This window comes from Natrinema thermotolerans (genome assembly GCF_031165565.1).
In the GTDB taxonomy this organism is placed as follows: Archaea; Halobacteriota; Halobacteria; order Halobacteriales; family Natrialbaceae; genus Natrinema; species Natrinema thermotolerans.
This window is the reverse complement of sequence record NZ_CP101873.1, coordinates 792,372-816,895: the sequence shown is the minus strand read 5'-3', so window position 1 is coordinate 816,895 and position 24,524 is coordinate 792,372. Positions and strand designations below refer to the sequence as shown.

Sequence of the window (24,524 nt, the reverse complement as noted above, 5' to 3'; positions counted from 1 at the left end):
GCTAATACAACAGAGGTTTAAAAACACGATGACACGCATCGGGATCTATACTGCGACGGAGAACGAACTCGGCTCGATCGGGCGGGCCGCCGAGCGCCTCGAGGACATCGACCTCGTGGTGCGCTCGGAGAGCGACCTCGACGAGGAGGCCGACGTCGAGTCGTTCGTCGACGAATTGGACGACGCCGCGGCGGCGATCTTCTGGCTGCACGGGGCCGAAGACAGCATGCCGGGCTACGACTACGCGACGGGCGCGCTCGCGGAGGCGGGCGTGCCGCTGATCGTCAAGGCGACCGGCGACGCCTTCGCCTTCGAGGACACGACGGTCTCGGACGATCATCGAGACCGGGTCTACGACTACCTCGAGAAGGGCGGCACGATCAACGTCGCGAACCTCTGTCGGTTCCTCGCCGCCGAGTACGAGGGCCGCGATATCGAGTTCGACGAACCGACGGAACTCCCCACGGAGGGGGTCTACCACCCTGACCATCCGGGGATCGAGTACGAGGAGCTTCTCGAGACCCACGATCCGGACAAGCCGACGGTCGCGGTCTGGTTCTACGAGTCCCACTGGACCCACGAGAACACCAGATACGTGGACGCACAGGTCCGGGCGCTCGAGGAACAGGGTGCGAACGCGCTGCCGATCTTCTGTAACCCCGCGACCGACACCGACGAGCAGGAAGACGCGGAGTGGGTGACCGACAACTGGCTCGTCGATGACAACGGCCAGTCTACCGTCGACGCCGTCCTCTCTTCGTTCATGTTCTCGCTCTCGATGGACGAGCGCGGCCGCAGCGCCGACGACGAGGGCAGTTCGGCCGAAGACGTCTTCCTCGACCGACTCGGAGTGCCCGTCCTGCAGACGGTCACCACGATGCGCTCGCGGTCGCGCTACGAGTCCAGCGACACGGGCGTGATGGGCTTCGAACTCGCGCTCTCGGTCGCGCTGCCGGAGTTCGACGGCAACGTCATCACCCATCCGATTTCGGGCAAGGAACGGACCGACGACGAGGCCGGTATCGGCTCCGCGCCGAAACACCACTTCCCGATCGAGGACCGGGTCGATCACGCGACCCGACTGGCGGTCAACTGGGCCGAGCTTCGGCACACGCCGAACGAGGACAAGCAGGTCGCCGTCGTCCTCCACAACTACCCGCCGAGCGACGACGGGATCGGGACCGCGTTCGGCCTCGACAGTCCCGAATCGACCGTCAACTTGCTCGAGGAACTCGAGGCCCGCGGCTACGATCTGGGCGACGACATGCCGGACAGCGGGCAGTCCCTCGTCGAGAAACTGACCGCCCAACTCACGCTCGAGGACCGCTGGGTCGCCCCCGAAGACGTCCGTGATCTCTCGGTCGACGTGGTATCGCCGGACACCTACGAAGAGTGGTTCGCCGACACCGACGAGCGCTTCCAGGAGAATATCATCGAGGAATGGGGCGAGGTGCCCGACCGCCCGTTCGCGATTCCGGGCGTCGAGTTCGGCAACGTCCTCGTCACGGTCCAGCCCCCGCGCGGGTTCGGGATGGACCCCTCGAAGGTCTACCACGACTCCGACCTGCAGCCGCCACACGACTACTTCGCGTTCTACGGCTGGCTTCGGAACACGTTCGAGACCGACGCGGTCGTCCACCTGGGTACCCACGGCAGCCTCGAGTGGCTCCCCGGGAAGACCGTCGGCCTGAACGGCGAGAGCGCGCCCGACCAGTTGATCGACGACATCCCGAACGTCTACCCCTACATCGTCAACAACCCCGGCGAGGGGACCCAGGCCAAACGCCGCTCCTACGCCGCCATCGTGGACTACCTGACGCCCGTGATGCGGAACGCGGGCACCTACGACGAACTCTCGGAACTCGAGGAACTCGCGAACCAGTACCGCGAGGCCGGGATGGAAGACGCCCGCGCCGACGACGGCCAGCATCTCGAGGACCTCATGCGCGAAAAAGTCGCGGAACTCGACCTCGCCGTCGAGTTGGGGATCGAGGGCACCATCGACGAGCAGGCCGAGGTCCGCGGTCCCGACGAGGCCGGCTCGAGCCTCGCCGAGGGCGAGGTCGAGGGTGACGAGGTCGATATCGACGAACTCGTCGAACGCATCCACGAGTACCTCACGGACGTCAAGACGACCCAGATCCGGCTCGGGCTCCATACGATGTCCGAGCCGCCGGCCGACGAACGGCTGGTGGAGTACCTCGTTGCCCTCACGCGCCTCGAGAACCCCGGCGCGCCGAGCCTGCGCGAGAGCGTGGCCGGCGTCTTGGGCGTCGACTACGAGAAAATGCTGAACGCGCCCGGCGAGTACGACGAGGCGCTGGGAATGACCTACGCCGAGGCCGCCGACGAGGTCTACGAGACGAGCGTCGCGTTGATCGAAACACTCGCCGAACACGACTTCGACGTGCCCGAGTCGGAACTCGAGGGCGGCCCCGACGACGAGGTCAACATGAACCTGCTCGTCGTCGACCTCGAGACGATCGGCGACGCACGGGCCAAATCCCGCGCCCACGACGACCTCCGGAAGGCGCTGGCCTACATCTGCGAGGAGGCCCAACCCCGCGTGCAGGGGGCCGAAGACGAGATCCCCCGCACCGCGGACGCCCTCTCTGGCGAGTACGTCCCGCCGGGTGGCTCCGGTGCGCCGACCCGCGGCGGCGTCGACCTGCTGCCGACCGCACGGAACTTCTATACGCTCGATCCGCGGAAGGTGCCGGCGAAGGCCGCTTGGCAGGTCGGCAGCGAGGTCGCGGAGGGCGTCCTCGAGCGCCACTACGACGAGAACGACGAGTACCCCGAGGAGATCGGCGTCGTCGCGTGGGGGACCCCGACCGTCCGCACTCGCGGCGAGACGATCGCCCAGGTGCTGGCCATGATGGGCGTCGAACCGCAGTGGACCGATGCCGGCCGCATCGATGACGTCGAGCCGATCCCGCTCGAGGAACTCGACCGGCCGCGAGTCGACGTGACGACCCGCGTCTCCGGGCTCTTCCGCGACGCCTTCCCGGCCGCGGCGGGTGTCATCCACGACGCCGTCGACGCGGTCGTCGACCTCGACGAGCCCCACGAGATGAACTACGTCAAAAAGCACGTCGAGGAAGAGCAGGCGGAACTCGAGGAAGAAGAGGGCCTCGACGAATCGGACGCCCGCAAGGCTGCCAAACACCGCGTCTTCACGACCCGGCCCGGCGGCTACGGTGCCGGGACGAACAAGGCCGTCGACGAGGGCAACTGGGACGACCGCTCCGACCTCGCCTCCGTCTACGTCCAGTGGGGCGGCTACGCCATGGGCTCGAGAGGGCGCGTCTCCGACGCCCACGACGCGTTCGAACGTCGCCTCTCGTCCGTCGACGCGACGGTCAAGATCGAGGACACGATGGAACAGGATGAGTTCGACTCCTCGGACTGGTACGCCTTCCACGGCGGCTTCATCTCCGCCGTGAGCGAGATTTCGGGCGCGGAGCCCGCCTCCTACGTCGGCGACTCCTCGGATCCCGACAACGTCGACGTCTACACGAACGAGGAGAAGGTCCGCAAGGCCATGCGCTCGCGGGTCCTGAACCCCGACTGGCTCGAGTCCATGGAGGACCACGGCTACAAGGGCGCGGGCGACCTTTCGACGACGGTCGACGTGACGTTGGGCTGGGACGCCACGACAGGCGTCGTCAGCGACACCCTCTGGGAGGAGGTCGCCGAGAAGTTCGCCTTCGACGAGGACCGGCAGGACTGGATGCGCGACGTGAACCCGTGGGCCCTCGAGTCGATCACGGACACGCTGCTCGAGGCCGTCGAACGCGATCTGTGGGACGCCGACGACGAGACGGTCGACCGCCTGCGCGATCTGAACCTCGAGGTCGAGGGTGACCTCGAGGCACGGACGACCAACGAGGCCGTGGGGGCGGCGACTGATGACTGACGAACCGATGACCGATCGAGGTCGACCGACGAACGATAGCAGCCACGATGAGTGTGATACGCAATGACTGATCAGGAGTTCGAGGAGGAGTACGCCGATCTGGGAGCAACGACACAGAACGCCATGGACATCGCCGAGACGAGTCTCGATATCGTCAGGCAGTTCACGCCGGACGAGACGCTGGCCGATCGCGTCCGCCAGAAGTCGGTCCACTCGATGGGCGACATCGAGTTCCAGCACCTCGTCGAGTTCACCGGCGGCGACGACCTCGGCGACGACGAGGACGCGCCAGTTCGGGCCGGCGCGCGGGCCGTCCTCGAGGAGGCCGATATCTTCACCGATATCACGATGGTGAAAGCCGGCATCACGGGCCGGGGCCACGACTGCGAGGTCTCGAAGGCCATCGGTCGCGGGAAGGAACTCGCCGCCGAGACTGGGATGACCCGGACCGCCGCGGCGATGCTCGAACTCGACAAGGAAGACGCCTTCGAGGGATCGATCGTCACGATCGGGAACGCGCCGACGGCGGCGCTGGCGCTTGCGGACTGCATCGAACAGGGGACCCGGCCGGCGGTCGTCGTCGCGAACCCGGTCGGGTTCGTCAAGGCCGAAGAGAGCCGCGGGCGGATCCGCGAGGTCAGCGAGGAGTTCGGCGTGCCGGCGATCACCCACGTCGGTCGCCGCGGCGGGAGCGGCCTCGCCGCCGCGCTGACGAACGAACTGATCCACGTCGCAAAGGACGTCCGGACCGACGAGATCGACCTCGAGATCGACGCCGAGACGCGGGCCGCGGACGGTCGGAACCGATGAGCGGCGAGTACGATCTCGACGCGGGGCCGGACCCGGCGACGTTCGCCGCCGGAGCGGCGGAGCCGGACATCGATGAAGCTGCCGACGATCCGGTCTACGCCGTCGGCGTCGGCCCCGGGAATCAGGAGTATCTCACTCCGCGGGGCGAGCGCGCGATCCGCGAGGCCGACGTCGTCGTCGGCTTCACGACCGTCGTCGAGTTCGTCGCGGACCTGACCGACGCCGACCTGCTGACCTGCGGCTACAAGGACGAGGCCGAGGCGCTCGAGGAATTCGGCGAGCGCGTCGCGGCCGGCGAGTCCGGGACTGCGGTCGCGATGGGCGACCCGAACCACTCGGGGTATCAGTTCGTCGGGAAGGTGCAGGATACGGTGGAGCGACACGATTCTACGATCCCAGTTCGCGTCGTTCCCGGCATCTCCTCGATCCAACTGGCCGCCAGCCGCGCCCGGACGCCCATGGAGGACACCGAGTTCGTCACGCTGCACAAAAGCGGCGACCTCGAGTCGGACATGGACCGCCTCGCGGCCGCGGCAACGACCGACGAGCGACATCTGCTCGTCCTCCCCCGACCGTACGACCGGATGCCCGGCGATCTCGCTGCCTTCCTGCTCGAGGAAGGGGCCGACCCCGACCTCGAGGCGCTGGTCTGTGAGAAGCTGACCCACGACGCGGAGGAGATCCACCGGTTCACGCTCGAGGAGTTGGCGGACCACGCCGGCGGAGACGGGACGGAGGACACCCCGTTCTCCGATCTGGTCGTCCTCGCGGTACGGCAGCCGGTTTAACGGCCCCGCTGCGTTCTCATCGCGAACCGAGCCGAAGCGAGCGGGCCCGAGACGGGGGCCGTCGCGATCTCAGTCCTCTTCCCAGTAGAACAGTTCCTCCCGCGGTGCCAGGCAGTCGGGACACGCCTCCGGCAACTCGTCTTCGAACCGTCCCATCTCGCCGCAGGACCCGCAGCGCCACATGGTGTATCCGCGTCTCTCGGGCTCCCGGGCCTCGCCGATCGGGAGTTCGGTCTCGTTTTTGTTCCGCAGCTCGTCCGCGATCGACGGCTGGTCGGTTTCGGGCCTCATCACGGTCGTGACTACGCACTGTGGTGAGTTAAAACATACCATGGTAGGGTGAGCAGCACTCGAGATCGGGGCCTCGAGACGAGGTTGTGTTCGTCGAAAAACGGAGCTGAACGGCCGTTATCCGTCGTCTTCGTACTCGCGCAGGACGGACGACACGGTGTTCGACACTTCCTCGAGCGCGACGGCGTGGGTCTTCCGGAGGTCGTCGTCGTCCTGTGCCGCGCCGAGGTGACGGAGCGCCTCGCGGAGGTGCCGTTCGGTGTCGGATCCTGGGTTGTCACTCATGATTCGAGCGCCGAAGCGTAACTGCCTCGAGCGGTTAAGTTCGTCGGTGGTCCGCACTCACTCGAGGGCATCCCGGACGGCCGCGCGGCGTTCAGCGAACGTCGCGTCGTCGAGGACCGGCGTCGCCGCGCCGGGCTCGATCGGCGCGTCGTCGGCGAGGTCGATCCAGGCGCGACAGCCCCGGTAACTGCCGCGTTCGGTGATCAGTGCCGGCGAGTCGAGTTCGGCGACGCGGAGCAACAGCACCCGCAACTCCCCGTCGGGGTCGTACTTGTCCCGCAACCCGTCGGGCGTGTAGACATAGTGGTCGGCGAGGGCCTTGAGGTCGTCGCTCGAGACGGCGTATTCCTCGCGGACGTCGGCGACGGCGCGGATCGGGACGCCCGCCTCGGGCTTCGCACTCGAGCGGTGGTAGTACGCCTCGTATCGTGATCGGTACCGGCTCGGCTCCTGATGGCTGTACGCGGGATAGAGCGCGAACCGCTCGTCGATCGTCCCCGGATCGAGCGTCGGGTGGCGGACGAGGACGGTCTGTGCGCCGTCGAGCAGGGCGTTGACGACGCCGGCGCGTTCCTTCAGCGCCGGTCCCGACTCCGCGGCGGTCCCAGTAGTGTGGTCGCTCATCGGTCTCGGGTACTCGATCGTCGCGGCGACCCAATTCGGTTTCGGTCGCTCGTGGCCGGACGCCTCCCTCACCGACGGATTCAAGTACAGTTGTGCGAACGAAACTGACGATGAACGGATTCGTCCTCGGCGGCGTCAGCTCCGGCGTCGGGAAGACGGTCGCGACGCTGTCGATCATCCAAGCACTCGAGGACGCCGGCCACGAGGTCCAGCCCGCTAAGGCGGGCCCGGACTTCATCGACCCGAGCCATCACGAGGCGATCGCGGGCCGGCCCTCCCGCACTCTCGACCTGTGGCTCTGCGGCGAGGACGGCCTCCGACGGAACTACCGCCGCGGCGAGGGCGACATCGACGGGTCACACCCGTCTGTTCGGGGGACGTCGTCCCCCGCCATCTGCGTCGTCGAGGGCGTGATGGGGCTCTACGACGGCGACGGCTCGAGTACCGCGATGGTCGCCGAGGCGCTCGACCTCCCGGTCGTCCTCGTCGTCGACGCCAAGGCGGGGATGGAAAGCGTCGCGGCGACCGCGCTGGGCTTCCGGGAGTATGCCGCCGAGATCGGCCGCGATATCGATGTGGCCGGCGTGGTCGCCCAGCGGGCCCACGGCGGCCGCCACGAGCAGGGAATTCGTGACGCCCTGCCCGAGGGCCTCGAGTACTTCGGACGGATCCCGCCGAACAACGACCTCGAGATTACCGATCGCCATCTGGGGCTCGAGATGGGCGGGGAGGCCGCGTTACCGAGAGAGGCCTTACGAGAGGCCGCCGAGTCGCTCGCGGCCGAGCGGTTAGCGGACGTGGCCAGCGAACCGTCCGCTCCCCGCGAACCGATCGAACCCGCCGAGCCGGTCGACGCTACCGTCGCCGTCGCCAGCGACGCCGCCTTCTGTTTCCGGTATCCGGCGACGCTCGAGCGGTTCCGCGAGCGCGCCGAACTGGTCACGTTCTCGCCGGTCGCTGGCGATCCCGTGCCGGACTGTGACGGGGTCTATCTCCCCGGCGGCTACCCCGAACTCCACGCCGACGCACTCGAGTCCGCCGACACCCTCGCGGAACTGGGCGACCTGGCCGCGGACGGGCTGCCCGTCCTCGGCGAGTGCGGCGGCCTGATGGCCATGAGTCAGTCCTTGACGACCGCGGAGGGCGAGCGCCACGAGATGGCCGGGATCCTCCCCGCCGACGTGACCATGCACGACCGCTATCAGGCCCTCGATCACGTCGAACTCGAGGCCGTCGACGACACGCTGACGGCCGACGCCGGCGAACGGATCCGGGGCCACGAGTTTCACTACTCGAGCGCCGACGTCGACGCCGACGCCCGTTTCGCTTTCGAAACGGTCCGTGGCGACGGCATCGACGGCGACCACGACGGGCTGACCGAGTACGAGTCGCTGGGCACCTACGTCCACGTCCACCCCGAAAGCGGGGCGTTCGATCGGTTCCTCGAGGCCGTCGAGGCGAATGGGATATAACAATCTACCCGTCTTTCACGAGAGCTGAAACGGAGTCAAATGACTAACACGAACGGCCGCGTAGGGGCGGGTATGGCCGAAACAGTCCAGCGCCTCGAGCCCCTGGAGCGTCGCCCGCTGACCGACCGAACCTGTCTCGTCACCGGTTCCTCACGGGGGATCGGTCGCGAGATCGCGTTCGAACTCGCCCGGTGTGGTGCCGACGTGGCGGTCAACTACCGGTCCTCGGAGGACCGCGCGCTGGCGGTGACCGAGACGATCGAGGAGAACGGCGAGACGGCCGTCCCAGTACAGGCCGACGTTTCGGACCTGGCGGCCGTCGAACGGATGGCCGCCGAGGTCCGCGAGGATCTCGGCGAGATCGACGTCCTCGTCAACAACGCGGGAATCACCATCGACCGGACCTTCGAGGACATGACCTACGAGGACTGGCGGACGGTCATCGACGTCAACCTCCACGGCACGTTCAACTGCACGAAGGCCTTCTACGAGGACATCAAGTCCTCCGATCACGGTCGCCTGATCAACATCTCGAGCGTGGTCGGCCAACAGGGCAACTACGGGCAGGCCAACTACGCCACCTCGAAGGGCGGACTCTTCGCGTTCACCCGGACGCTGGCGCTGGAACTGGCCAGCCATGACTCGACGGCCAACTGCGTCGCCCCCGGCTTCACCGAGACGGACATGTTAGAGAAGGTACCCGACCGGGTACAGGACAAGATCTGCGAGGACATCCCGCTGGACCGGTTCGCCGAACCGGAGGACATCGTCGGGATGGTCCGGTTCCTCGCCAGCGATCAGGCCGAGTACATGACCGGACAGGTACTCGGCATCAACGGCGGGATGGAATGGTGAGGACGGCGAGTCGTCGCTGATAATCGGTTCTCGAGACCATCCGTTTTCGGTCGCGTTCACGACGAGTGGATACTCCACTCACCGTCGACAATTTTCGTTGTCCTACTACAACTCCAACTGGGCAAACGCAGTTGTCCTACCCCAAACAAAATTGTTTTAGGGACGGACTCTGTTCCAACGGATGATGCCACCCATCGCGCTTCCACACGACGCGAAGGCCGGCCCGACCAAGTCGGAGGTCCGGGCCGTCGTCGGCTCGAAGCTCGCGCTCGGGCCGGACGACCACTTCGCGGAGGTCGGCTCCTGTACGGGGGCCGTCACCATCGACGCCGCACAGCGAGCCGGGCGGGTGACCGCCCTCGAACGGAAACCCGAACGTCTCGAGACGACGGAGAAAAACCTCGCGGCAAACGAGGCGTCCGTCCGCGCCGATGTCGAACTGCGCAACGCGGAAGCGCCCGAGGGACTGCCCGACGACGCCGACGCCCTGTTTCTGGGCGGCAGTCGGAACTTCGAGGCCGTCCTCGACCACGCGGTCGAGACCGAGATCGACCGCGTCGTCATGAACGTCTCGCGGCTCGAGGTCGCCGGCGAGGCCACCGCGGCCTTCCGCGAGCGGGACCTGCTCGAGGAAGTCGTCCAGTTTCAGGTGAGCCACGGCTACGAACTCGCCGGGGCGACGAGTTTCGATTCGGACAACCCGGTCTACATGCTAGTCGGGAGTGCAACGCCGGAGACGGACGAAAACGGCGACGAGATCGCAGCGGACGGCGGCGAGGTGGACCGATGACGCTGTACGGCGTCGGACTCGGTCCCGGCGAGGCCGACCTCGTGACCGTTCGCGGGAAAGAGGTCCTCCAGAACGCCGACGTGGTCTACTCGCCGGGCCGGCTCTCCCGGACCGTCGCTTTGAATCACGTCGACGAGTCGAAGATCGGGGACCTCGATTTCCCGATGACGAAAGACGAGGAGAAGCTCCGGGCGGCCTGGAAGGAGGCCGCCGCGGAGATCGCCCCGAACGCCCGCGATGGCGACGTCGCCTTCGTGACGCTTGGCGATCCCAACGTCTACTCGACGTTCGGCCATCTGCGCCGGACGATCGACGCGTTCCACCCCGAGGTCGAGTTGGAGATCGTCCCCGGCGTGAGCGCGGTGACGGCCTTTGCGACCGCGATGGGGGTCGAGATCGAGGCCGGCGCGGGCCTCTCGCTGCGAGAGGCCGCGAGCGGTGCGAGCCCGACGGGACCGGATCGGATGATCCTGTTCAAGGTCACCGACGCACCGGCCACCCACGAGGGACTCGTCGAGGCCGGCTACGACGTGACCTACGGCCGCCGACTCTTCATGGAACAGGGTGAGACCCTCGTCACCGACGACCCCGAAGACATCGACGAGCGTGACTACTACACGCTCGCCTACGCCGAGAAGGAAGATCTCGAGGTCGAGCAGGCGACGGCCGCCTTCGCCGACGACGAGTCCGGGTCGGAGGACGCGACGACGGACGGGGAGCCGGTGACCGACGGCGGAACGCTGGTCGACCTCGAGCGCGCCGAGGGCCGTGAGGGCGGCGACTGTGGAGGACACCGATGACTGACGACACACCGAACGACCCGCAGGACGCGATCGACTCCGAAGGCCAGCGCCGCCGCGAGGAGCTGGACGACCGGATCTTCGACCACAGCGCCGGCGACGATCAGGAGGGGGTCCCCTTCGTCGGTGCCGGCCCCGGAAACCCCCGGCTGCTGACCGTCGCGGGCAAGGAACTGCTCGAGGCGGCGGACCTCGTCGTCCACGCGGGCTCGCTGGTCAACAGCGAACTGCTGGACGAGTACTGCGGCCACGCGGAACTCGTGAATTCGGTCGGGAAGGACCTCGAGGAACTGATCCCGCTGATGCGGGACGCCTACGAGGACGGCGACAACGTGGTGCGACTCCACAGCGGCGATCCGGCCATCTACGGGGCCGCGCTCGAGCAGATGGACGCTTTGGAACACGAGGGTGTCCCGACCTACTTCGTGCCGGGCGTCACGTCGGCCTTCGCGGCCAGCGCGACGCTGCGGACGCAACTGACGCTCAACGAAGTGTCGAATCACGTCGCGTTCACCCGGCCCCAGGGCAAGACCCTGACGCCGGAGGAGGACCACATCTCCGATTTCGTCGAGATGGGCGACGTGACGACCTGCATCTACCTCGGGACCCACGCGGTTCGGGACACGATGGATCGCCTGCTCGCGGACGACCACGACCCCGAGACGCCGGTCGCGGTGATCTACCACGCCTCGTGGCCGGACGAGGACGTTATTATCGGCTCGATCGGCGACATCGCCGACAAGGTCGAGGAGGCGGGCTATCGCGCCTCGGCGCTGGTCGTCATCGGCGACGCGGTGACCGGCGCGGGCTACGAGCGCTCGTTCCTCTACGGGGACTGGGCCAACCGTGGCCCCGACTCGAGCGACGGGAGCGAATCGGACGCACAGGCGAACGAAACGCAAGCGGGAGACGATTGATATGAGTACGGACAACGCTGACAACGCGAACGACGAGTCGGGATCCGACGGCGGCCACTGTTCGACCGCGGACTCGGACGGCGAGGTCGCCGAGGAGATCGCGATCATCTCCTTCGGGCGGAAGATGGACACCGCCGAGGAGATCAAAGCCGAGATCGGCGATCGCTACGAGGCGATCGACATCATCGAGTACCACGGCGACGTCTTCGAGGAACACTGGGGCGAGTACGACTGCTTCATCGGCCTGATGGCCTCGGGGATCGCGATGCGCAAGACCGCCCACCTGCTCGACGACAAGTGGGACGACCCCGCGATCTGTGTGGTCGACGAGGAGCTGACGTGGGCCATCCCGATCACGGGCGGCCACCACGGCGCGAACCAGGTCGCACAGGACTTGGCAACGATGGGCGCCGTGCCGGCGATGACCACCGCCAGCGAGGCCGCAGGTAAGCAGGGCGTCGAGTCCCGCGCGAAGGCGATGGACACCCACGTCGTCAACGGCGACTCGACCGTCAAGACGAACCTCGCCGTCCTCGACGAGAACCTCGGGCCCGTCGCCCGACTCGACGGTCCGAAGGCCGTCCTCGTCGGTGACGACGTGACGGTCCTCAAACGGAACAAGGACGACGGCGTCGTCCTCGGGACCGGTAGCGTTTCGGGGGCCAGCAAGGAGGCCTTCCTCGCAGCGTGGGAGGAAGCCCTCGAGCAGACCGACTACGACGTCGACGACGTCGAGTTCGTCGGGACTGCGACCCGGAAAGAAGACGAGGAAGGGCTGCTCGAGGCGGCCCAGGAACTCGACCTCGGCGTCGTCGCCTTCGACAAGGAGACGCTGCTCGACCACGAGGGGCCGACCCCCTCGAAGTCCAAGGAACTGATCGGCTGGCCGGGCGTCTCCGAGGCCAGCGCGATCGCCGGCGGGCGCGAGCAGGAACTGGTCCTCGAGAAGATGGGCTACGAGAACGAGGTCACGGTGGCGATCGGCCGATGAGCGTGGAGGACGCAGCTCCCAGCGGCGACGGCACCCCCGACGACCACGGCACCCTCTACGTCGTCGGCATCGGCCCCGGCCTGCCCGACCACATGACCAAGCGGGCCAAGGAGGTCATCGAGTCCGCGGACGTGGTCATCGCCTCGAGCCTCTATCAGGAGTTCCTGCGGGACGACGGGACGATCCCCGCCGAAGAGCGAACCGACGAGGACGGCACCGCGACCCGCGAGGACGGCTTCGAACAGGAGATCGTCCGCTCGACGATGGGCCGCCAGATCGAACTCGCCCGCGCGGCGTTCGACCACGTCCGCGAGGGGAAAGACGTGGCCCACGTCTCCGGCGGCGATCCGTCGGTCTACGGCAAGTCCGACCTCATCTTCAAGATGGCCGAGGAGGACGACGCGACGGATATTCCGATCGAGATCGTCCCCGGCCTCACCGCGGCGCTGGGCGGGTCGGCGAACGTCGGCGCGCCGCTGTGTAACGACTTCTGTACGGTCTCGCTGTCGGACAAGTGGCGCGGCTGGGACGAGATCGAGGAGAAGCTTCGGGCGGCAGCGATCTCCGATTTCGTGATCGTCCTCTACAACTGCTGGCGCAACTACGAGGAGGCCGTCGAGATCGTCCGCGAGGAGCGGACCGACGACGCCTACGTGGCGATCGTCAACGACGCCGGCCGCGAGGACGCCGGCCGCAACGGCGAGAGCCAGTTCATCACGACGCTGGGCGAGGCCGCCGACCACGACGACAAGGTGTCGGGGATGGGCACTTCGCTGATCATCGGCACCCACGAGACCGAGACCTGGCGCAACGACGACCGAACGTACCTCGTCACCCCGCGCGGCGGGCGTGACGTCGACGACTTCTGAACCCAACAGCACGCAACCATGAGCACGGACACCAACGCGGACGCTGACGACGAATCGACTTCCAAGTGTGGCGCATCGACGAGCGACGCGAGTACCGACACCTCGAGTTCCGGCTCGAAGTGCGGCGCGTCCAGCAGCACCGACGACTCGAGCGAGTCTAAATGCGGCGCCTCCTCGAGTGCCGATTCCTCGTCCTCGAGCTGTGGTGGCTCGAGTTCCGACGACGATAGTTCGAACGAACAGGAGGTCGGCGCGACGGTCGACGATTTCGACGCCGAGCCCGGCCAACTGATCGCCGTCGGCCTCGGCCCCGGCCATCCCGAGGGGATGACCGACCGCGCGAAGGCCGCGCTGCTCGAGGCCGACCACATCGTCGGCTACACGACCTACATCGACCTCATTCCGGACGAGATCACCGACGAGGCCGAGGACATCTACGACACGCCGATGTGCGGCGAGGTCTCCCGCACCGAGGAGTCGATCGACCGCGCGCTGGCGGGCAACGACGTGGCGATCGTCGGCAGCGGCGACCCCAACGTCTACGCGCTATCCGGACTCGCCCTCGAGATCCTCGAGTCCAAGGGCGCGACGGCCTCGATGGTCGACTTCGAAGTGGTGCCGGGCGTCCCCGCGGCACAGTCCTGTGCGGCCCGTCTGGGCGCGCCGCTGGTGAACGACACCGTCTCGGTCTCGCTGTCGGACCACCTCGTCCCAATGCCGGAGATCGAGTCCCGACTGCACTCCGTCGCCAGCGAGAACTTCACGATCACCATCTACAACCCGTGGAGCCGCAAGCGCCGGGAGAACTTCGAGAAGGCCTGCGAGATCCTCCTCACGCACCGTGAGCCCGACACGCCGGTCGGCATCGTCCACGGCGCCGGCCGCGAGGACGAGGAAGTGATGATCACCAAACTCGGCGAGCTCGAGGAGTTAGGCGAGAGCGAGATCATCGACATGACGACGACGATCGTCGTCGGCACCGAGGACACCTACGTCTGGGACGACCGGATGGTCACGCCCCGGGGCTACGAGACGAAGTACGACTACTGAGCGACGACCCACCAGCGACCTACATCATCATGCCACGATACGAAGTCACCATCGAGAAATCGGCCTGCGACGGCATCTTCGCCTGTCTGACCCGCGACCCGCGGTTCGTCGAGGGCGAGGACGGCCTCGCGACCGTCGACCCGGACGCGGACCCGGTCTACGACTGCGAGGGCGAAGTCACCGACAATTCCGAGCGGGTCGTCGCGACGTTCGACGACGACCGCATCGACGAGGCCCAGCAGGCGGCCGCGGCCTGCCCGACGGACGCAATCATCGTCGAGGAGGTGGGCGAATGAGCGACGCCCAGCCGTCGGCCGACGACGCTCTCGAGATCGCGGTCCCGTCGGACCCGCTGGCCGGCCACGCTGCGACGGCGTACTTCTGGGGCCACGTCGCCGGCAGCGGCGACGTCACGGACGACCGGATCGAGGTCGTCGCCAACGACGAAGCGTCCGCAGGGGTGCTGGCCGCCGTCGCGGGCGGCGACCTCGAGCGCGAGACGACGACCCGGGACTACGCCCACGATACCTCGATTACACGCACCGAGGACGAGTACGTCCTGACGATCGACGCCGACGACGGCGAGTCGGGGCTGCTCGGCCGCAGCGGCGCGCTCGGCCTGCCCGTCGACGGCCGCGGCAACTACCGGTTCGGTGCCTTTGCGGGCCACGACCGCGAACTGCTCCGGGGACTACTCGAGGGCTGTGGCACCGTCTGTTTCAAATCCTCGAGCGGCACCGTCGGGATCTCGTTCGTCCACGACGATCGGGACCTGCTCGCGTTCGCGCAGGAGTTGATCGACGACTGTCCGGTCGAGGCTCCCTACGACGACCTCTCGGAGACCTCCTCGGGGGGCTACTGGTTCGGCGTCGACGACGCGGCCGCACCCGACTTCGGCACGTGGCTCTACGAGGACTGCGAGGAAACGGGCCTGTTCGCGCCGACTCGCCGACGCAAGTTAGAGCGCAGTCTCGAGCAGGCCGACGCCTACGACGAGTAATATGAGTACACCCGACGACACCACGGCCGCGCCCGCTGCCGGCTTCGACGACGAGGCCGTCCTCCTGATCGGCCACGGCTCCAGACGCGAGAAGTCCAACGAACAGGTCCGCGAACTGGCCGCCGACCTCGAGTCCCGACTGGGAATCCCGGTCGACGCCGCCTTCCTCGAGCTCGCGGAGCCGGCGATCGACGAGGCCTTCGCGGGACTCGCGCCCGTCGCCTCGCAGGTGACGGTCGTCCACTGCTCGCTGTTCGCCGCGAGCCACGTCAAGAACGACGTGCCGCTGGCGATCGAGCAGGCCCGCGCCGAACACGACATCGAGATCAACAACGGCTCGCATCTGGGCGTCCATCCCGCAATCTTGGACCTGCTGGACGACCGCGCCGCGGCGGTCGAGGCCGAACTCGGCGTCGACCGCGCAGACGACGACGTGGCCGTCGTCGTCTGCGGCCGCGGCTCGAGCGATCCGGACGCCAACGGCGACGTCCACAAGCTCGCGCGACTGCTCTACGAGGGGCGCGCGTTCGACCGCGTGGAGGCCTCGTTCATCGGCGTTACCGAGCCGACGCTCGAGGACACCCTCCACGGGCTTTCGAAGCACCGCCCCGACGCGGTCGTCGTCCTACCGTATATGCTCGGCGACGGCGTCCTCACCCAGCGGGTGCGCGATTGGACCGCCGAGTTCGACGAGGACTATCCCTACGTCGACGCGCTGGCCGGCGATCCGCTCGGGACCGACTCCCGGCTGCTGGACGTCTTCGCCGACCGCTGGGAGGAGGCCCGGACCGACAGCGTCGAGATGTCCTGTGACACCTGCAAGTACAAGGTCGACCTCGAGGGCTACGAGGAAGACGTCGGCGGCGCTCGCGCCATGCTGCGCGCGCTGGCCCACCAGGAGACCCACGCCGACCGCGACGACGTCGACGACGACCCCCACAGCCACGACGCGCCCGAGAAACACGTCGCGGTCTGTACCAACCAGACCTGCGCGAAGATGGGGTCGCCGGCGGTCCTCGAGCGACTCCGACAGGAAGTCCGGGACTCGGATCACTGCGACGCTCGCATCACGCGATCGTCCTGTCTCGGCCGCTGTGGCGACGGGCCGATGGTCGCGGTCTATCCGGACGGGGTCTGGTACGGCGGCGTCGACGACGGCGACGCCGAACGGATCGTCTCGGACCATTTAGACCGGGACCGAATCGTCAGCGATCTCGTCGATCAGACGCTGTAACGCCGTTTCGAAATACACGAACCCAATAATTCATACAGATACACCAATGAGCTGCCACGAAATCGAAGCACTACGACTCGGACTGATGACCGTCCTCGGCGTCGGGGACGACAGCACTCGCGATCACGCGGAGAAGGAACTCGAGGGCCATCTCGAGGGGCCGATCAAGGGCCTCGCGGAGGCCGAGAGCCTCACGGAGATCGAACGCCACCTCGACGCGGCGCTGGTCGACCTCGAGGAAGAGGTCGCCGCGCTGGATAGCGAGGACCCCGAATTCGACTACACGCGCGGCCGGTTGCTTGAGGTCCGCAACGCCGAGCGAGCGGTCCAGCGGCTTCGGACGCAGGGATCGAGCATCGTCGACGGGCTCGGCGACGCCCACGACACCCTCCACGAGACCTTCCCGGTAGAAGAGTGACGATGACCGGGACTGTCGACGCCGAACGGGAAGACGCCCTCGACGTTCGGACCGCCCCGCTGGGCGAGATCGAACCCGCCCGCAGTCGCCACATGTGGACCCGCTCGGCGGTCGCGGTCGCCGAGTCGGGCGACCTCGTCGTCACCGGCGAGTGGGACGGCACCGTCACCGCCCGCGAGGCCGACTCGCTCGAGGCACGGTGGACCGTCGACCATCCGGATCACGCGGTCGGGATCGCGTCGCTCGGAGGCGACGGAGCCGGAGACGACGAGACGGTCGTCGTCGCCGGCCGCGGCGAGACGGGGACGATCGCGGCCTACGACGCCGCGACGGGCGACCGGCGGTGGCGCTACGACACCGCCGCCGACGTCGGCGAGGCGGTCAAGGACACCGTCTTCTACCTGCCCTACGTCGTCGCCTGCGAGACCGGAACGGACGCCGACGGGAACGAGCGCGTCTACGCCGCGGCGCGGCGCTACGAGCGCGACGGCGACCGGCGGCAGTGGCACAGCACCGTCTACGCGTTCGACTCCGCGGGGTCGGTCCGGTGGACCTACGAGACCGACGCCTCGCCGATCGCGCTCGATCCCTCTGCCGACGGCGAGCGCCTCGCGGTCGGCTACAACCGCTGCATGGGCGACCACGACACCGGGCTCGTCGTCCTCGGAGCCGAGACTGGCGACCTCGAGTGGACCTGGGACCCCGGTACCGAAGGCGACCGCCGCGTCGGCGACGTCTCGTTCGACGGGGATTCGATCGCCGTCTCGAGCCACGGCGACAAGCGGGGCTACCTGCTCGGACCCGGCGGGGCAGAGCGCTGGAGCGTCGATCTCGCCGTCGAAACGGAGATCGACGGCGAGACCCTGTACGCCTATCCGAACCACGTCTACGCCGACGATGGCCGGATCGCGTTCGTGACCGGCAACACCTACGCCGTCGAGAGCCGCGAGACCGAGAGCCGGCATCCGAACGAACACCGCGTCGCGGCGTTCGACGCCGGCGGGAACCCACTGTGGGACGACGACGTTCGGGGCTTCGTCCACGGCCTGGCCGCTGACGGCGACCGACTCGTCACCCCCTGCGCCCAGAACTTCCGGGTCCGCGATCCCGACACCCACGCTGTCCGCCGGTTCGACCTCGAGTCCGGCCCGGTCGGGGTCGAACGGCTCGAGGGAATCGCCACGGCTGCCGCCGTCAGGGATGGAACGCTCGCCGCGATCGAGGAACCGGTCGCCTACCACGACGACGGCGAGACCCGCGGCGAGTACGCGCTCCGAGTCGGCTCGCTCGAGTAACGCGTCGAGGGCCGACACCCGGTTCGATTTTTACCCGTATTCGGCCGTTGAACCCGCCGTGTCGCATACGCAAGGCCAACCCCCACAACGCTCACTGCCGTTCGTTTTGCCGTACAATGACCGCAGAGTTCGAACACGGCGGCCCGAGCGAGCGTTCGGATCCCGAACGGGGCGAGCGCTCCGCGCGCCGTCCCGGCGAGGACGAGCGGCCGACGGGGCCGCCGCGCCGAGTGCTGACCGACGGCGGCCAGGCGGAGATGGAAGACCCGGACGACGAGAGGGACGGCTCCGAGAGTGGCGAAGGGACCGGGGCGGCCGAAGACGACGGTGAAGGGCCGGACGAGGAAACGGCGGACGAGGAAGCGACGGAAGACGACGGAAACGAGGGCAAGGAGTCGGCGGAGGACGATGAAGGAGCGGCCGAGGACGTGAAAGAGGGTGCCGGAGACGAGATGTCGGCCGGCGCGGACGCTGCGGAAGCGGGCGAAGACGGGGACGAACGGGCCGATACCGGCGACCTCGTCGAGGACGACCGCGAAGAGGGCCACGCTGCGGACGCCGAGGACGTCTACGAGGGCGACGACGCCGCCGGCGTCCTCCACCTCGACCTCGACGGGCTCTTCCTCGACGTCCTCGGCCTCGAGGTGAACCTGAACCCGGTGCAGTTGGACGTCTCGGCCCGGCCGGGATCGAACAACCTGCTCGGGAACCTGCTGTCGGCGGTGACGGGGCTGCTCGACGGCCCCGGTGCCGTGCTGGACGGAGCGAAGTCGCTGCTGAGCAAGCCGCTCGAGCTTCTCAAGAAGGTCCCCGGGAAGGCCAAAGCGGCCCTCAGTGGCCTGCTCGAGAGGCCCAAGGCGTTCCTCAGCGGGCTGGTGAGCAAACCGAAGGAGTGGCTGACCGGCCTCTTGGGTCTCGGCGGCGAGGAGGCGGGAGCCGACGGCGAGGCGGCCGAGAGCGAGGACGAAGGCGACGAGGCGGACGGCGAGGAAGCCGCGGCCGAAGCGGACGAGGAAGGCGCGGGCGAGGAATCGCCCGGCCCGCTCGCCAGAGCGGGCGGCTGGCTGCGGGAGACACTCTCCGGGCTCGTCCCCAGCCTCCCCGTCGAGGAGATCGTCGCGGCCGTCGTCTCGCAGGTGATCGAACGACTGATCGAGCGACTCGAGCCGGAGGGCGAGGAGGCGGCGTCCGGCGGCGAGCCGGACTCGGCGGCGGGAGCGGAGGCGACATCATGAGCGACGAATCCATCACACAGCGGATCGACACGGAGGCGATCACGGAGAACATCGACGTCGACCAGCTCGTCGAAGGGACCCAGTGGGAAGACGAGATCGACGGGGACATGCCCCTCGGCGCGGCGCTGGGCGGGCAGATCGGTGCGCTCGTCGGCCGCAAAGTCGGCGAATCGCTGGGCCGGACGATCGGGACCATCGTCGTCGAGGAACTGCTCAGCGGCGACGAGTCAGAGTCGGAAGCCGAGGAGGAAAGCGGCGCCTCCGAGGAGGAAGCCACCGAAGAGGCGTCCGACGAGTCGGAATCCGAGGGCGAGGAGTCGCCCGACGAGGAGAGTGCCGAGTCCGAAGACGAAGCCACCGAAGAAGAAACCGAGGCGGAAGACGAGGCCGAAAGCGACGCCGATGCCGGCGACGAGGAGTCGGCGGAGGGCGACGACGCGGCCGACGAGGACGCCGAGGAGGAAATGGAAGCCGAAGCCGAGGAGGAAGAGTAAGCCCGTGAGACGGTTTCGCTACGACGCCCGCTCGAGCGGCGGTGATCGGCGTGAGTGACGAGTCCGGGCTGAAGGGGATGGTCGCCGACGAGGTGAAAGAACAGGTCGACGTGGCCGACTTGCTCGGCGACGGCAGCCTCGAGGACAGTATCGACGGCGGCGAGGTCGGGGCCGCGGTCGGCCGCCAGTTCGGCGAGCAGTTCGGCCGCCAACTGGGGACCGCGGTCGGTCGCGAGGTCCACGAGACGGTCGCCGAGGGCCTCGAGGAGGGCACGGAACTCGGCGACCTCCCGGCCGAGGTCCGGACGGCGGTCGCGGACGGCGTCCGCGACTCGTTCGCGGAGATCGAGGGCCGCGACTCCCTCGAGTCGATGGCGACGGGCGTCACCGAAGGAAGCGGCGTCGAGGGGCTCCTCGAGGGGGTCGACGGCGAAAGCGAGGGCGCCGACGACGCGGAGTCCGACGCCGGGGAACCGTCGGTCGACGAGGGGACCGAGGCCGACGAAACAGACGGGGATAGCGAGGGCGGCGATGAGACCGAGGCGGACGCCGAGAGCGACGAGAGCGACGAAACGGCGGACTCGGACGACGGCGAGGGCGACGCCGAGCCGTCCGTGGAAGAGATCGAGGACCTCCGGAAGGACACCCTCGAGGACTTCCTCGGGGTGCTGTCCTACAGCGACCTGCAGTCGGTCGCGAAAGACGTCGGCGTGAAGGCCAACCTCAGCCGCGAGGAGATGACCGCGGAAATCGTCGAGGCGGTGACCGACGAGGGGGCGGACGACTCGGAGACGGAAGCGGCCGAAGCCGGGTAGTCGACCGACCGCGTCGGAGGAGAATCCGGGAACGCAGTGATCCAGTCAGCTATGAGCGAGACACGACTACGGGACCGCGTCCGCGAGGTACTGCACGACGTCGACGAGCGCGGCGGCTCGCTCGTCACCGGCGACGGGGACGCCGAGTCCGACCTGCTCGAGACCGCACGCGAGGCCGCCGACATCCTCGAGTCGGCCGACCCCGACGACCTGCTTTCGGCGGTCGGACTGGACACGCTCGAGGACGGCTCGGAGCCGGACTCGATCCCCGAGGCGATCGCCCGGGGCGAGCGGGAGCGCGTCGCGGACCTCCAGCGACTGCTCCGGCTCTCGAGGCTCGCCGACCGAGCGGACGACGGGGGACTCGGGGACGCCGTCGGCGATCTGCAGGAAGCGATCGGCGACCGGGGCGAGTCGGCAGCCGACACCGCCGAGAGCGCAGTCGACGCGGACGGTAGTGAAGGGACGGCCGACGCCGAGACGACGGCGGGGTCCGACGCGGCCGAGTCGACGGAAAGCGAGAGCGGGGCCGAGTCGTCGACCGACGACCTCGGCGACGGGCTCCGGTCGGCGATGCGCGACTCGTTCGCCGATTTCGGCGACGAGGTGTCGCAACTGAAGGCGCGACTCGAGGAGCGACGCGCCGGCGCTGCCGATAGCGACGCGGACGACACGACGGCCGGGGACGAGGCTGCGGCTGCGGAGGCCGAAGCCGCCGACGAGGACGAGGGGCTGCTGGGCCCGGGACTCGGCGGCGATAGGGAGCGGGGCACGGCCTCGGGCGGGCCGAGCCGACACTCGACGATGGCACCGCCGCCGTCCCAGCGGGCGGACATGCGCGGGACCGCCCGCCACTCGACGATGCCGGACAAACGCGGGTAAGCGATCGTTCTCCGGCGCGTCCCGCTCGAGCCGACCTTTTCCGCGGACCCGAGCCGAGCCGTATCGGCCCGCCCGAGTAACCGATTGGGGTTACGATAGCGCCGCTCGACGGCCCTCGAGCGCGTCGCGTAACCGTCCGCGGGTGCCCCGAGCGGTACGTTTATACGATTGTGTTCCATCGTTGTTCCCAGTATGGAATATCGACGCCGGGAGGTACTCGGTGCGAGCGCGGCGGGGATCGCCGCGGCGGTCGGCGGCTGTCTCGGAGACAGCGGCGACGACGGCGAGGGGTCGATCGCCGGCGAGGAACTGGCGATGGCGACGACGACCAGCACGGAAGCGACGGGGTTGCTCGACGAACTCAACGCCGCTTTCAGGGAGCGGTTCGGCACGCGCGTGGCGGCCAACGCGGACGGGACCGGTGCCGCGATCCGGTCGGCGCGGGACGGCAACGCCGACGTCATTCTGGTCCACGCCCGGTCTCAGGAGGACGAGTTCATGCGGGAGGGGTACGGCGTCAACCGGCGCGACCTGATGTTCAACGACTTCGTCGTCGTCGGGCCGAGCGACGATCCCGCGGGCGTCGGCGACACCGAGCAGGCGACGGCGGCGTTCGAAGCGATCGCGGACGCCGAGGCGACGTTCGTCTCCCGCGGGGACGAGTCCGGAACCCACACCAAGGAGCTGGCGATCTGGTCGGAAGCGGGTCTCGAGCCCGGCGGCGAGTGGTACCAGCAACTCGGACAGGGGATGGGCGAGACGCTGACCAACGCGAACGAGTCGAGTGCCTACACCCTCTCGGACCGGGGCACGTACCTCTCGCGGGACGACCTCGACCTCGAGATCCTGTTGCAGGGGCCGATCGAGGGCGGGCCCGAACTGCTCGCGAACCCCTACGGGATCATGGCGGTCAACCCCGAGATCCACGGCGACGTCAACTACCAGCTCGCGATGGCCTACATCGGCTTCGTCACGAGCCCCGAGGGACAGGCGGTCATCGAGGACTTCACCGCGAACGGCGAGCAGTTGTTCTTCCCGGAAGCGCTGTCGGAAGATCCGAACTTCCAGCAGTACGTCCCGGAGGGCTGGCAGCCGAACGGATCGGAAGAGTAAACCCCGGCCTGTGAACACGGACGGACACCACCACTACAGATGCCACTCGACGCGCTCTCGGACCCGACGTATCTCCGGAGTATCATTCGGCTCTCGCTGACGGTCAGCCTCGTCGCCGTTCTGGTGAGTACCGTTTTGAGCCTCCCGATCGCCTTCGCCGTCGGGTTCGCGGACTTCCGAGGCAAGCGGTTCGTCACCGCCGTCATCAACACCGGCATGGGGTTCCCGAGCGTCGTCGTCGGCCTGCTCGTCTGGTACGCCCTCTCGAATCAGGGGCCGCTGGGAACGCTGAACCTCATCTACACGCCCGAAGCGATGATCATCTCCCAGTGCGTGCTGGCCGCACCGGTGATCACCGGCGTCGCGCTGTCGGCGGTCGAGAGCGTCGACGACGCCGTTCGGGACGCCGCCTACGGCGTCGGCGGGACGCGGGCCGACGTCGCCCTGATCACGCTCAAGGAGGCCCGCTACGGCGTCATAACCGGAATTCTCGCCGGCTTCGGCCGGGCCATCAGCGAGGTCGGCTCCGTCCTGATCGTCGGCGGCAACATCGCCTACGCCGACGGCACCTCGAAGACACGCACCCTGACGACCGCGATCCAGTTCGAAGTGCGAAAGGGCGAGTTCGAGGTGGCCCTGATACTCGGTGCGGTGTTGCTCGTCCTCGTCTTGCTCGTCAACGGGGTCGTCCTGCGGCTCGGGGGGCGATGACCATGCCGGGGATCGAACCCGGACGGCCCGCAATCGAGGTGGGAACGGCGTGAACCTCGCGTTCGAGAACGCCGCCTACGGCGTCGACGACGCGTCGATCCTGACTGACGTCTCGCTGTCGATCGGTGCGGGCGAGGTCGTGTCGGTCATCGGCCCCTCGGGGGCCGGCAAGACGACGCTGTTGCGGCTGGCCGCCCTCTTCGAGCGGCCGACGGCCGGGACCGTTCGCTGTGACGGGACCGATCCGTGGGCGCTGTCCCGGGCGGAGCGGCTGGCGGTCCGACGGCGGATCGGGATGGTCTTTCAGCAGGCGAGCCTCTTCGAGGCCTCGGTGGCCCGCAACGTCGACGTCGGCCAGCGGATCCGCCGCCCCTGGTCCCGACGGCTGCGCGGGTTCGGACGGCGGCTCGCGGACCGCTGGCTTCGCGACGGGCCGACCGTCGACGACCGCGCCCTCGAGGCCCTCGAACTCGTCGGCCTCCGCGACGCGTGGGACCGCGACGCGGGGTCGCTGTCCGGCGGCGAGGCCCAGCGGGTGTCGTTCGCCCGCGCGCTCGCGACCGAGCCGGACCTGCTCGTCCTCGACGAGCCGACCTCCGATCTCGACCCGCGGAACACGGCCATCCTCGAGCGCGCGATCGACCGCGCGCGCGAACGCGGCCACGGCGTCCTGCTCGCGACCCACGACATGCACCAGGCCGAGCGGATCTCCGATCGGGTCGCGTTCCTGCTCGAGGGCGAACTGGTCGAGACCGGGCCGGCCGAGCGGGTCTTCGAGAACCCACGAGACGAGCGGACCGCACGGTTCGTCCGCGGCGACCTGCTGTACGATGAAAACGAACTTCTCGCGTGACGGCAAAGGGCGA

26 protein-coding genes are annotated in these 24,524 nt (G+C 68.3%); 23 read left to right on the top strand and 3 right to left on the bottom strand.

All coding sequences use genetic code 11. The features are described from left to right. Positions 1 to 28 precede the first annotated feature (28 nt). From cobN to NP511_RS04235, 3 genes are all read left to right on the top strand, one after another. On the top strand, positions 29 to 3,919 hold the full coding sequence (cobN, locus tag NP511_RS04245) for a cobaltochelatase subunit CobN (RefSeq protein ID WP_049964542.1): 3,891 nt from the start codon (positions 29 to 31) through the stop codon (positions 3,917 to 3,919). Between the two features lie 63 nt (positions 3,920 to 3,982). Then, positions 3,983 to 4,729 (top strand): precorrin-8X methylmutase, encoded by a 747-nt coding sequence (locus tag NP511_RS04240; protein ID WP_049964541.1) that lies wholly within the window; start codon positions 3,983 to 3,985, stop codon positions 4,727 to 4,729. Continuing rightward, positions 4,726 to 5,517, top strand: coding sequence for a cobalt-precorrin-7 (C(5))-methyltransferase (locus tag NP511_RS04235; RefSeq protein WP_049964540.1), 792 nt, complete (start codon positions 4,726 to 4,728; stop codon positions 5,515 to 5,517). Before NP511_RS04240 ends, NP511_RS04235 begins: the two co-directional genes overlap by 4 nt. A 69-nt stretch (positions 5,518 to 5,586) precedes the next feature. On the opposite strand, the gene NP511_RS04230 is transcribed toward NP511_RS04235, so the two are convergent. From NP511_RS04230 to NP511_RS04220, 3 genes are all read right to left on the bottom strand, one after another. Further along, the gene (locus NP511_RS04230; RefSeq protein ID WP_006649062.1) at positions 5,587 to 5,808 is read right to left on the bottom strand and encodes a DUF7130 family rubredoxin-like protein; all 222 of its coding nucleotides are present in this window, start codon (positions 5,806 to 5,808) and stop codon (positions 5,587 to 5,589) included. A 117-nt stretch (positions 5,809 to 5,925) separates the two neighbouring features. Continuing rightward, positions 5,926 to 6,093, bottom strand: coding sequence for a hypothetical protein (locus tag NP511_RS04225; protein WP_162834884.1), 168 nt, complete (start codon positions 6,091 to 6,093; stop codon positions 5,926 to 5,928). Positions 6,094 to 6,150: 57 nt separating this feature from the next. Beyond that, positions 6,151 to 6,717, bottom strand: a complete 567-nt coding sequence (locus NP511_RS04220) for a DUF1802 family protein (RefSeq protein ID WP_049964539.1) — start codon at positions 6,715 to 6,717, stop codon at positions 6,151 to 6,153. A 110-nt stretch (positions 6,718 to 6,827) separates the two neighbouring features. Between NP511_RS04220 and NP511_RS04215 the strand changes: the two genes are divergently transcribed. The 20 genes from NP511_RS04215 to NP511_RS04120 all read left to right on the top strand — a co-directional run bounded on the left by NP511_RS04215 (position 6,828) and on the right by NP511_RS04120 (position 24,511). Then, positions 6,828 to 8,189 carry a cobyrinic acid a,c-diamide synthase gene (locus NP511_RS04215; protein WP_049964568.1) on the top strand — a complete coding sequence of 454 codons (1,362 nt, stop codon included), beginning with the start codon at positions 6,828 to 6,830 and terminating at the stop codon, positions 8,187 to 8,189. A gap of 72 nt (positions 8,190 to 8,261) precedes the next feature. Then, entirely contained in the window at positions 8,262 to 9,044 is a 783-nt protein-coding gene (locus NP511_RS04210) for a beta-ketoacyl-ACP reductase (protein WP_049964538.1), read from the top strand. 184 nt (positions 9,045 to 9,228) lie between these two features. After that, on the top strand, positions 9,229 to 9,834 hold the full coding sequence (cbiT, locus tag NP511_RS04205) for a precorrin-6Y C5,15-methyltransferase (decarboxylating) subunit CbiT (protein ID WP_049964537.1): 606 nt from the start codon (positions 9,229 to 9,231) through the stop codon (positions 9,832 to 9,834). Next, complete coding sequence (locus tag NP511_RS04200; RefSeq protein ID WP_006649056.1) at positions 9,831 to 10,634, top strand: cobalt-factor II C(20)-methyltransferase; 804 nt, start codon at positions 9,831 to 9,833, stop codon at positions 10,632 to 10,634. The genes cbiT and NP511_RS04200 overlap by 4 nt, the downstream gene beginning before the upstream one ends. Next, positions 10,631 to 11,551, top strand: coding sequence for a cobalt-precorrin-4/precorrin-4 C(11)-methyltransferase (locus tag NP511_RS04195; protein ID WP_006649055.1), 921 nt, complete (start codon positions 10,631 to 10,633; stop codon positions 11,549 to 11,551). The genes NP511_RS04200 and NP511_RS04195 overlap by 4 nt, the downstream gene beginning before the upstream one ends. 1 nt (position 11,552) lies before the next feature. Further along, positions 11,553 to 12,542 (top strand): cobalt-precorrin 5A hydrolase, encoded by a 990-nt coding sequence (gene cbiG / locus NP511_RS04190; protein ID WP_049964536.1) that lies wholly within the window; start codon positions 11,553 to 11,555, stop codon positions 12,540 to 12,542. Further along, on the top strand, positions 12,539 to 13,411 hold the full coding sequence (locus NP511_RS04185) for a precorrin-3B C(17)-methyltransferase (protein WP_049964535.1): 873 nt from the start codon (positions 12,539 to 12,541) through the stop codon (positions 13,409 to 13,411). Before cbiG ends, NP511_RS04185 begins: the two co-directional genes overlap by 4 nt. Positions 13,412 to 13,429: 18 nt before the next feature. Then, entirely contained in the window at positions 13,430 to 14,461 is a 1,032-nt protein-coding gene (cobJ, locus tag NP511_RS04180; protein ID WP_049964534.1) for a precorrin-3B C(17)-methyltransferase, read from the top strand. A 29-nt stretch (positions 14,462 to 14,490) separates the two neighbouring features. Beyond that, positions 14,491 to 14,757, top strand: coding sequence for a ferredoxin (locus NP511_RS04175; RefSeq protein ID WP_049964533.1), 267 nt, complete (start codon positions 14,491 to 14,493; stop codon positions 14,755 to 14,757). Further along, positions 14,754 to 15,461: a hypothetical protein gene (locus tag NP511_RS04170; protein WP_049964532.1), complete on the top strand. Its 708-nt coding sequence runs from the start codon at positions 14,754 to 14,756 to the stop codon at positions 15,459 to 15,461. The genes NP511_RS04175 and NP511_RS04170 overlap by 4 nt, the downstream gene beginning before the upstream one ends. Position 15,462: 1 nt before the next feature. Continuing rightward, positions 15,463 to 16,695 carry a CbiX/SirB N-terminal domain-containing protein gene (locus NP511_RS04165; RefSeq protein ID WP_049964531.1) on the top strand — a complete coding sequence of 411 codons (1,233 nt, stop codon included), beginning with the start codon at positions 15,463 to 15,465 and terminating at the stop codon, positions 16,693 to 16,695. Between the two features lie 46 nt (positions 16,696 to 16,741). Next, entirely contained in the window at positions 16,742 to 17,113 is a 372-nt protein-coding gene (locus NP511_RS04160; protein WP_006649048.1) for a DUF3209 family protein, read from the top strand. 2 nt (positions 17,114 to 17,115) lie between these two features. Next, a complete protein-coding gene (locus NP511_RS04155; RefSeq protein ID WP_049964530.1) occupies positions 17,116 to 18,408 on the top strand; it encodes an outer membrane protein assembly factor BamB family protein in 1,293 nt (430 codons plus the stop codon). Positions 18,409 to 18,524: 116 nt separating this feature from the next. Continuing rightward, positions 18,525 to 19,643: a hypothetical protein gene (locus tag NP511_RS04150; RefSeq protein ID WP_049964529.1), complete on the top strand. Its 1,119-nt coding sequence runs from the start codon at positions 18,525 to 18,527 to the stop codon at positions 19,641 to 19,643. Next, positions 19,640 to 20,137 carry a hypothetical protein gene (locus tag NP511_RS04145; protein WP_049964528.1) on the top strand — a complete coding sequence of 166 codons (498 nt, stop codon included), beginning with the start codon at positions 19,640 to 19,642 and terminating at the stop codon, positions 20,135 to 20,137. The genes NP511_RS04150 and NP511_RS04145 overlap by 4 nt, the downstream gene beginning before the upstream one ends. Before the next feature lie 41 nt (positions 20,138 to 20,178). Next, positions 20,179 to 20,952, top strand: a complete 774-nt coding sequence (locus NP511_RS04140) for a hypothetical protein (protein ID WP_049964527.1) — start codon at positions 20,179 to 20,181, stop codon at positions 20,950 to 20,952. A 51-nt stretch (positions 20,953 to 21,003) separates the two neighbouring features. Then, positions 21,004 to 21,834, top strand: coding sequence for a hypothetical protein (locus NP511_RS04135; protein ID WP_049964526.1), 831 nt, complete (start codon positions 21,004 to 21,006; stop codon positions 21,832 to 21,834). 192 nt (positions 21,835 to 22,026) lie between these two features. Next, on the top strand, positions 22,027 to 22,947 hold the full coding sequence (locus NP511_RS04130; RefSeq protein ID WP_049964525.1) for an ABC transporter substrate-binding protein: 921 nt from the start codon (positions 22,027 to 22,029) through the stop codon (positions 22,945 to 22,947). 39 nt (positions 22,948 to 22,986) lie between these two features. Then, positions 22,987 to 23,658, top strand: coding sequence for an ABC transporter permease (locus NP511_RS04125; protein ID WP_049964524.1), 672 nt, complete (start codon positions 22,987 to 22,989; stop codon positions 23,656 to 23,658). Positions 23,659 to 23,707: 49 nt separating this feature from the next. Further along, the gene (locus tag NP511_RS04120) at positions 23,708 to 24,511 is read left to right on the top strand and encodes an amino acid ABC transporter ATP-binding protein (protein ID WP_049964523.1); all 804 of its coding nucleotides are present in this window, start codon (positions 23,708 to 23,710) and stop codon (positions 24,509 to 24,511) included. Positions 24,512 to 24,524: the final 13 nt, after the last annotated feature.

Coding starts and splice junctions, on each gene's coding strand:
- NP511_RS04170 (WP_049964532.1), top strand. CDS start 14,754: ATGAGCGACGCCCAGCCGTCGGCCGACGACGCTCTCGAGATCGCGGTC.
- NP511_RS04160 (WP_006649048.1), top strand. CDS start 16,742: ATGAGCTGCCACGAAATCGAAGCACTACGACTCGGACTGATGACCGTC.
- NP511_RS04225 (WP_162834884.1), bottom strand. CDS start 6,093: ATGAGTGACAACCCAGGATCCGACACCGAACGGCACCTCCGCGAGGCG.
- cobN (WP_049964542.1), top strand. CDS start 29: ATGACACGCATCGGGATCTATACTGCGACGGAGAACGAACTCGGCTCG.
- NP511_RS04185 (WP_049964535.1), top strand. CDS start 12,539: ATGAGCGTGGAGGACGCAGCTCCCAGCGGCGACGGCACCCCCGACGAC.
- NP511_RS04145 (WP_049964528.1), top strand. CDS start 19,640: ATGAGCGACGAATCCATCACACAGCGGATCGACACGGAGGCGATCACG.
- cbiT (WP_049964537.1), top strand. CDS start 9,229: ATGCCACCCATCGCGCTTCCACACGACGCGAAGGCCGGCCCGACCAAG.
- NP511_RS04165 (WP_049964531.1), top strand. CDS start 15,463: ATGAGTACACCCGACGACACCACGGCCGCGCCCGCTGCCGGCTTCGAC.
- NP511_RS04150 (WP_049964529.1), top strand. CDS start 18,525: ATGACCGCAGAGTTCGAACACGGCGGCCCGAGCGAGCGTTCGGATCCC.
- NP511_RS04220 (WP_049964539.1), bottom strand. CDS start 6,717: ATGAGCGACCACACTACTGGGACCGCCGCGGAGTCGGGACCGGCGCTG.
- NP511_RS04195 (WP_006649055.1), top strand. CDS start 10,631: ATGACTGACGACACACCGAACGACCCGCAGGACGCGATCGACTCCGAA.
- NP511_RS04155 (WP_049964530.1), top strand. CDS start 17,116: ATGACCGGGACTGTCGACGCCGAACGGGAAGACGCCCTCGACGTTCGG.
- NP511_RS04135 (WP_049964526.1), top strand. CDS start 21,004: ATGAGCGAGACACGACTACGGGACCGCGTCCGCGAGGTACTGCACGAC.
- NP511_RS04230 (WP_006649062.1), bottom strand. CDS start 5,808: ATGAGGCCCGAAACCGACCAGCCGTCGATCGCGGACGAGCTGCGGAAC.
- NP511_RS04240 (WP_049964541.1), top strand. CDS start 3,983: ATGACTGATCAGGAGTTCGAGGAGGAGTACGCCGATCTGGGAGCAACG.
- NP511_RS04130 (WP_049964525.1), top strand. CDS start 22,027: ATGGAATATCGACGCCGGGAGGTACTCGGTGCGAGCGCGGCGGGGATC.
- NP511_RS04175 (WP_049964533.1), top strand. CDS start 14,491: ATGCCACGATACGAAGTCACCATCGAGAAATCGGCCTGCGACGGCATC.
- NP511_RS04210 (WP_049964538.1), top strand. CDS start 8,262: ATGGCCGAAACAGTCCAGCGCCTCGAGCCCCTGGAGCGTCGCCCGCTG.
- cobJ (WP_049964534.1), top strand. CDS start 13,430: ATGAGCACGGACACCAACGCGGACGCTGACGACGAATCGACTTCCAAG.
- NP511_RS04200 (WP_006649056.1), top strand. CDS start 9,831: ATGACGCTGTACGGCGTCGGACTCGGTCCCGGCGAGGCCGACCTCGTG.
- NP511_RS04215 (WP_049964568.1), top strand. CDS start 6,828: ATGAACGGATTCGTCCTCGGCGGCGTCAGCTCCGGCGTCGGGAAGACG.
- NP511_RS04125 (WP_049964524.1), top strand. CDS start 22,987: ATGCCACTCGACGCGCTCTCGGACCCGACGTATCTCCGGAGTATCATT.
- NP511_RS04235 (WP_049964540.1), top strand. CDS start 4,726: ATGAGCGGCGAGTACGATCTCGACGCGGGGCCGGACCCGGCGACGTTC.
- cbiG (WP_049964536.1), top strand. CDS start 11,553: ATGAGTACGGACAACGCTGACAACGCGAACGACGAGTCGGGATCCGAC.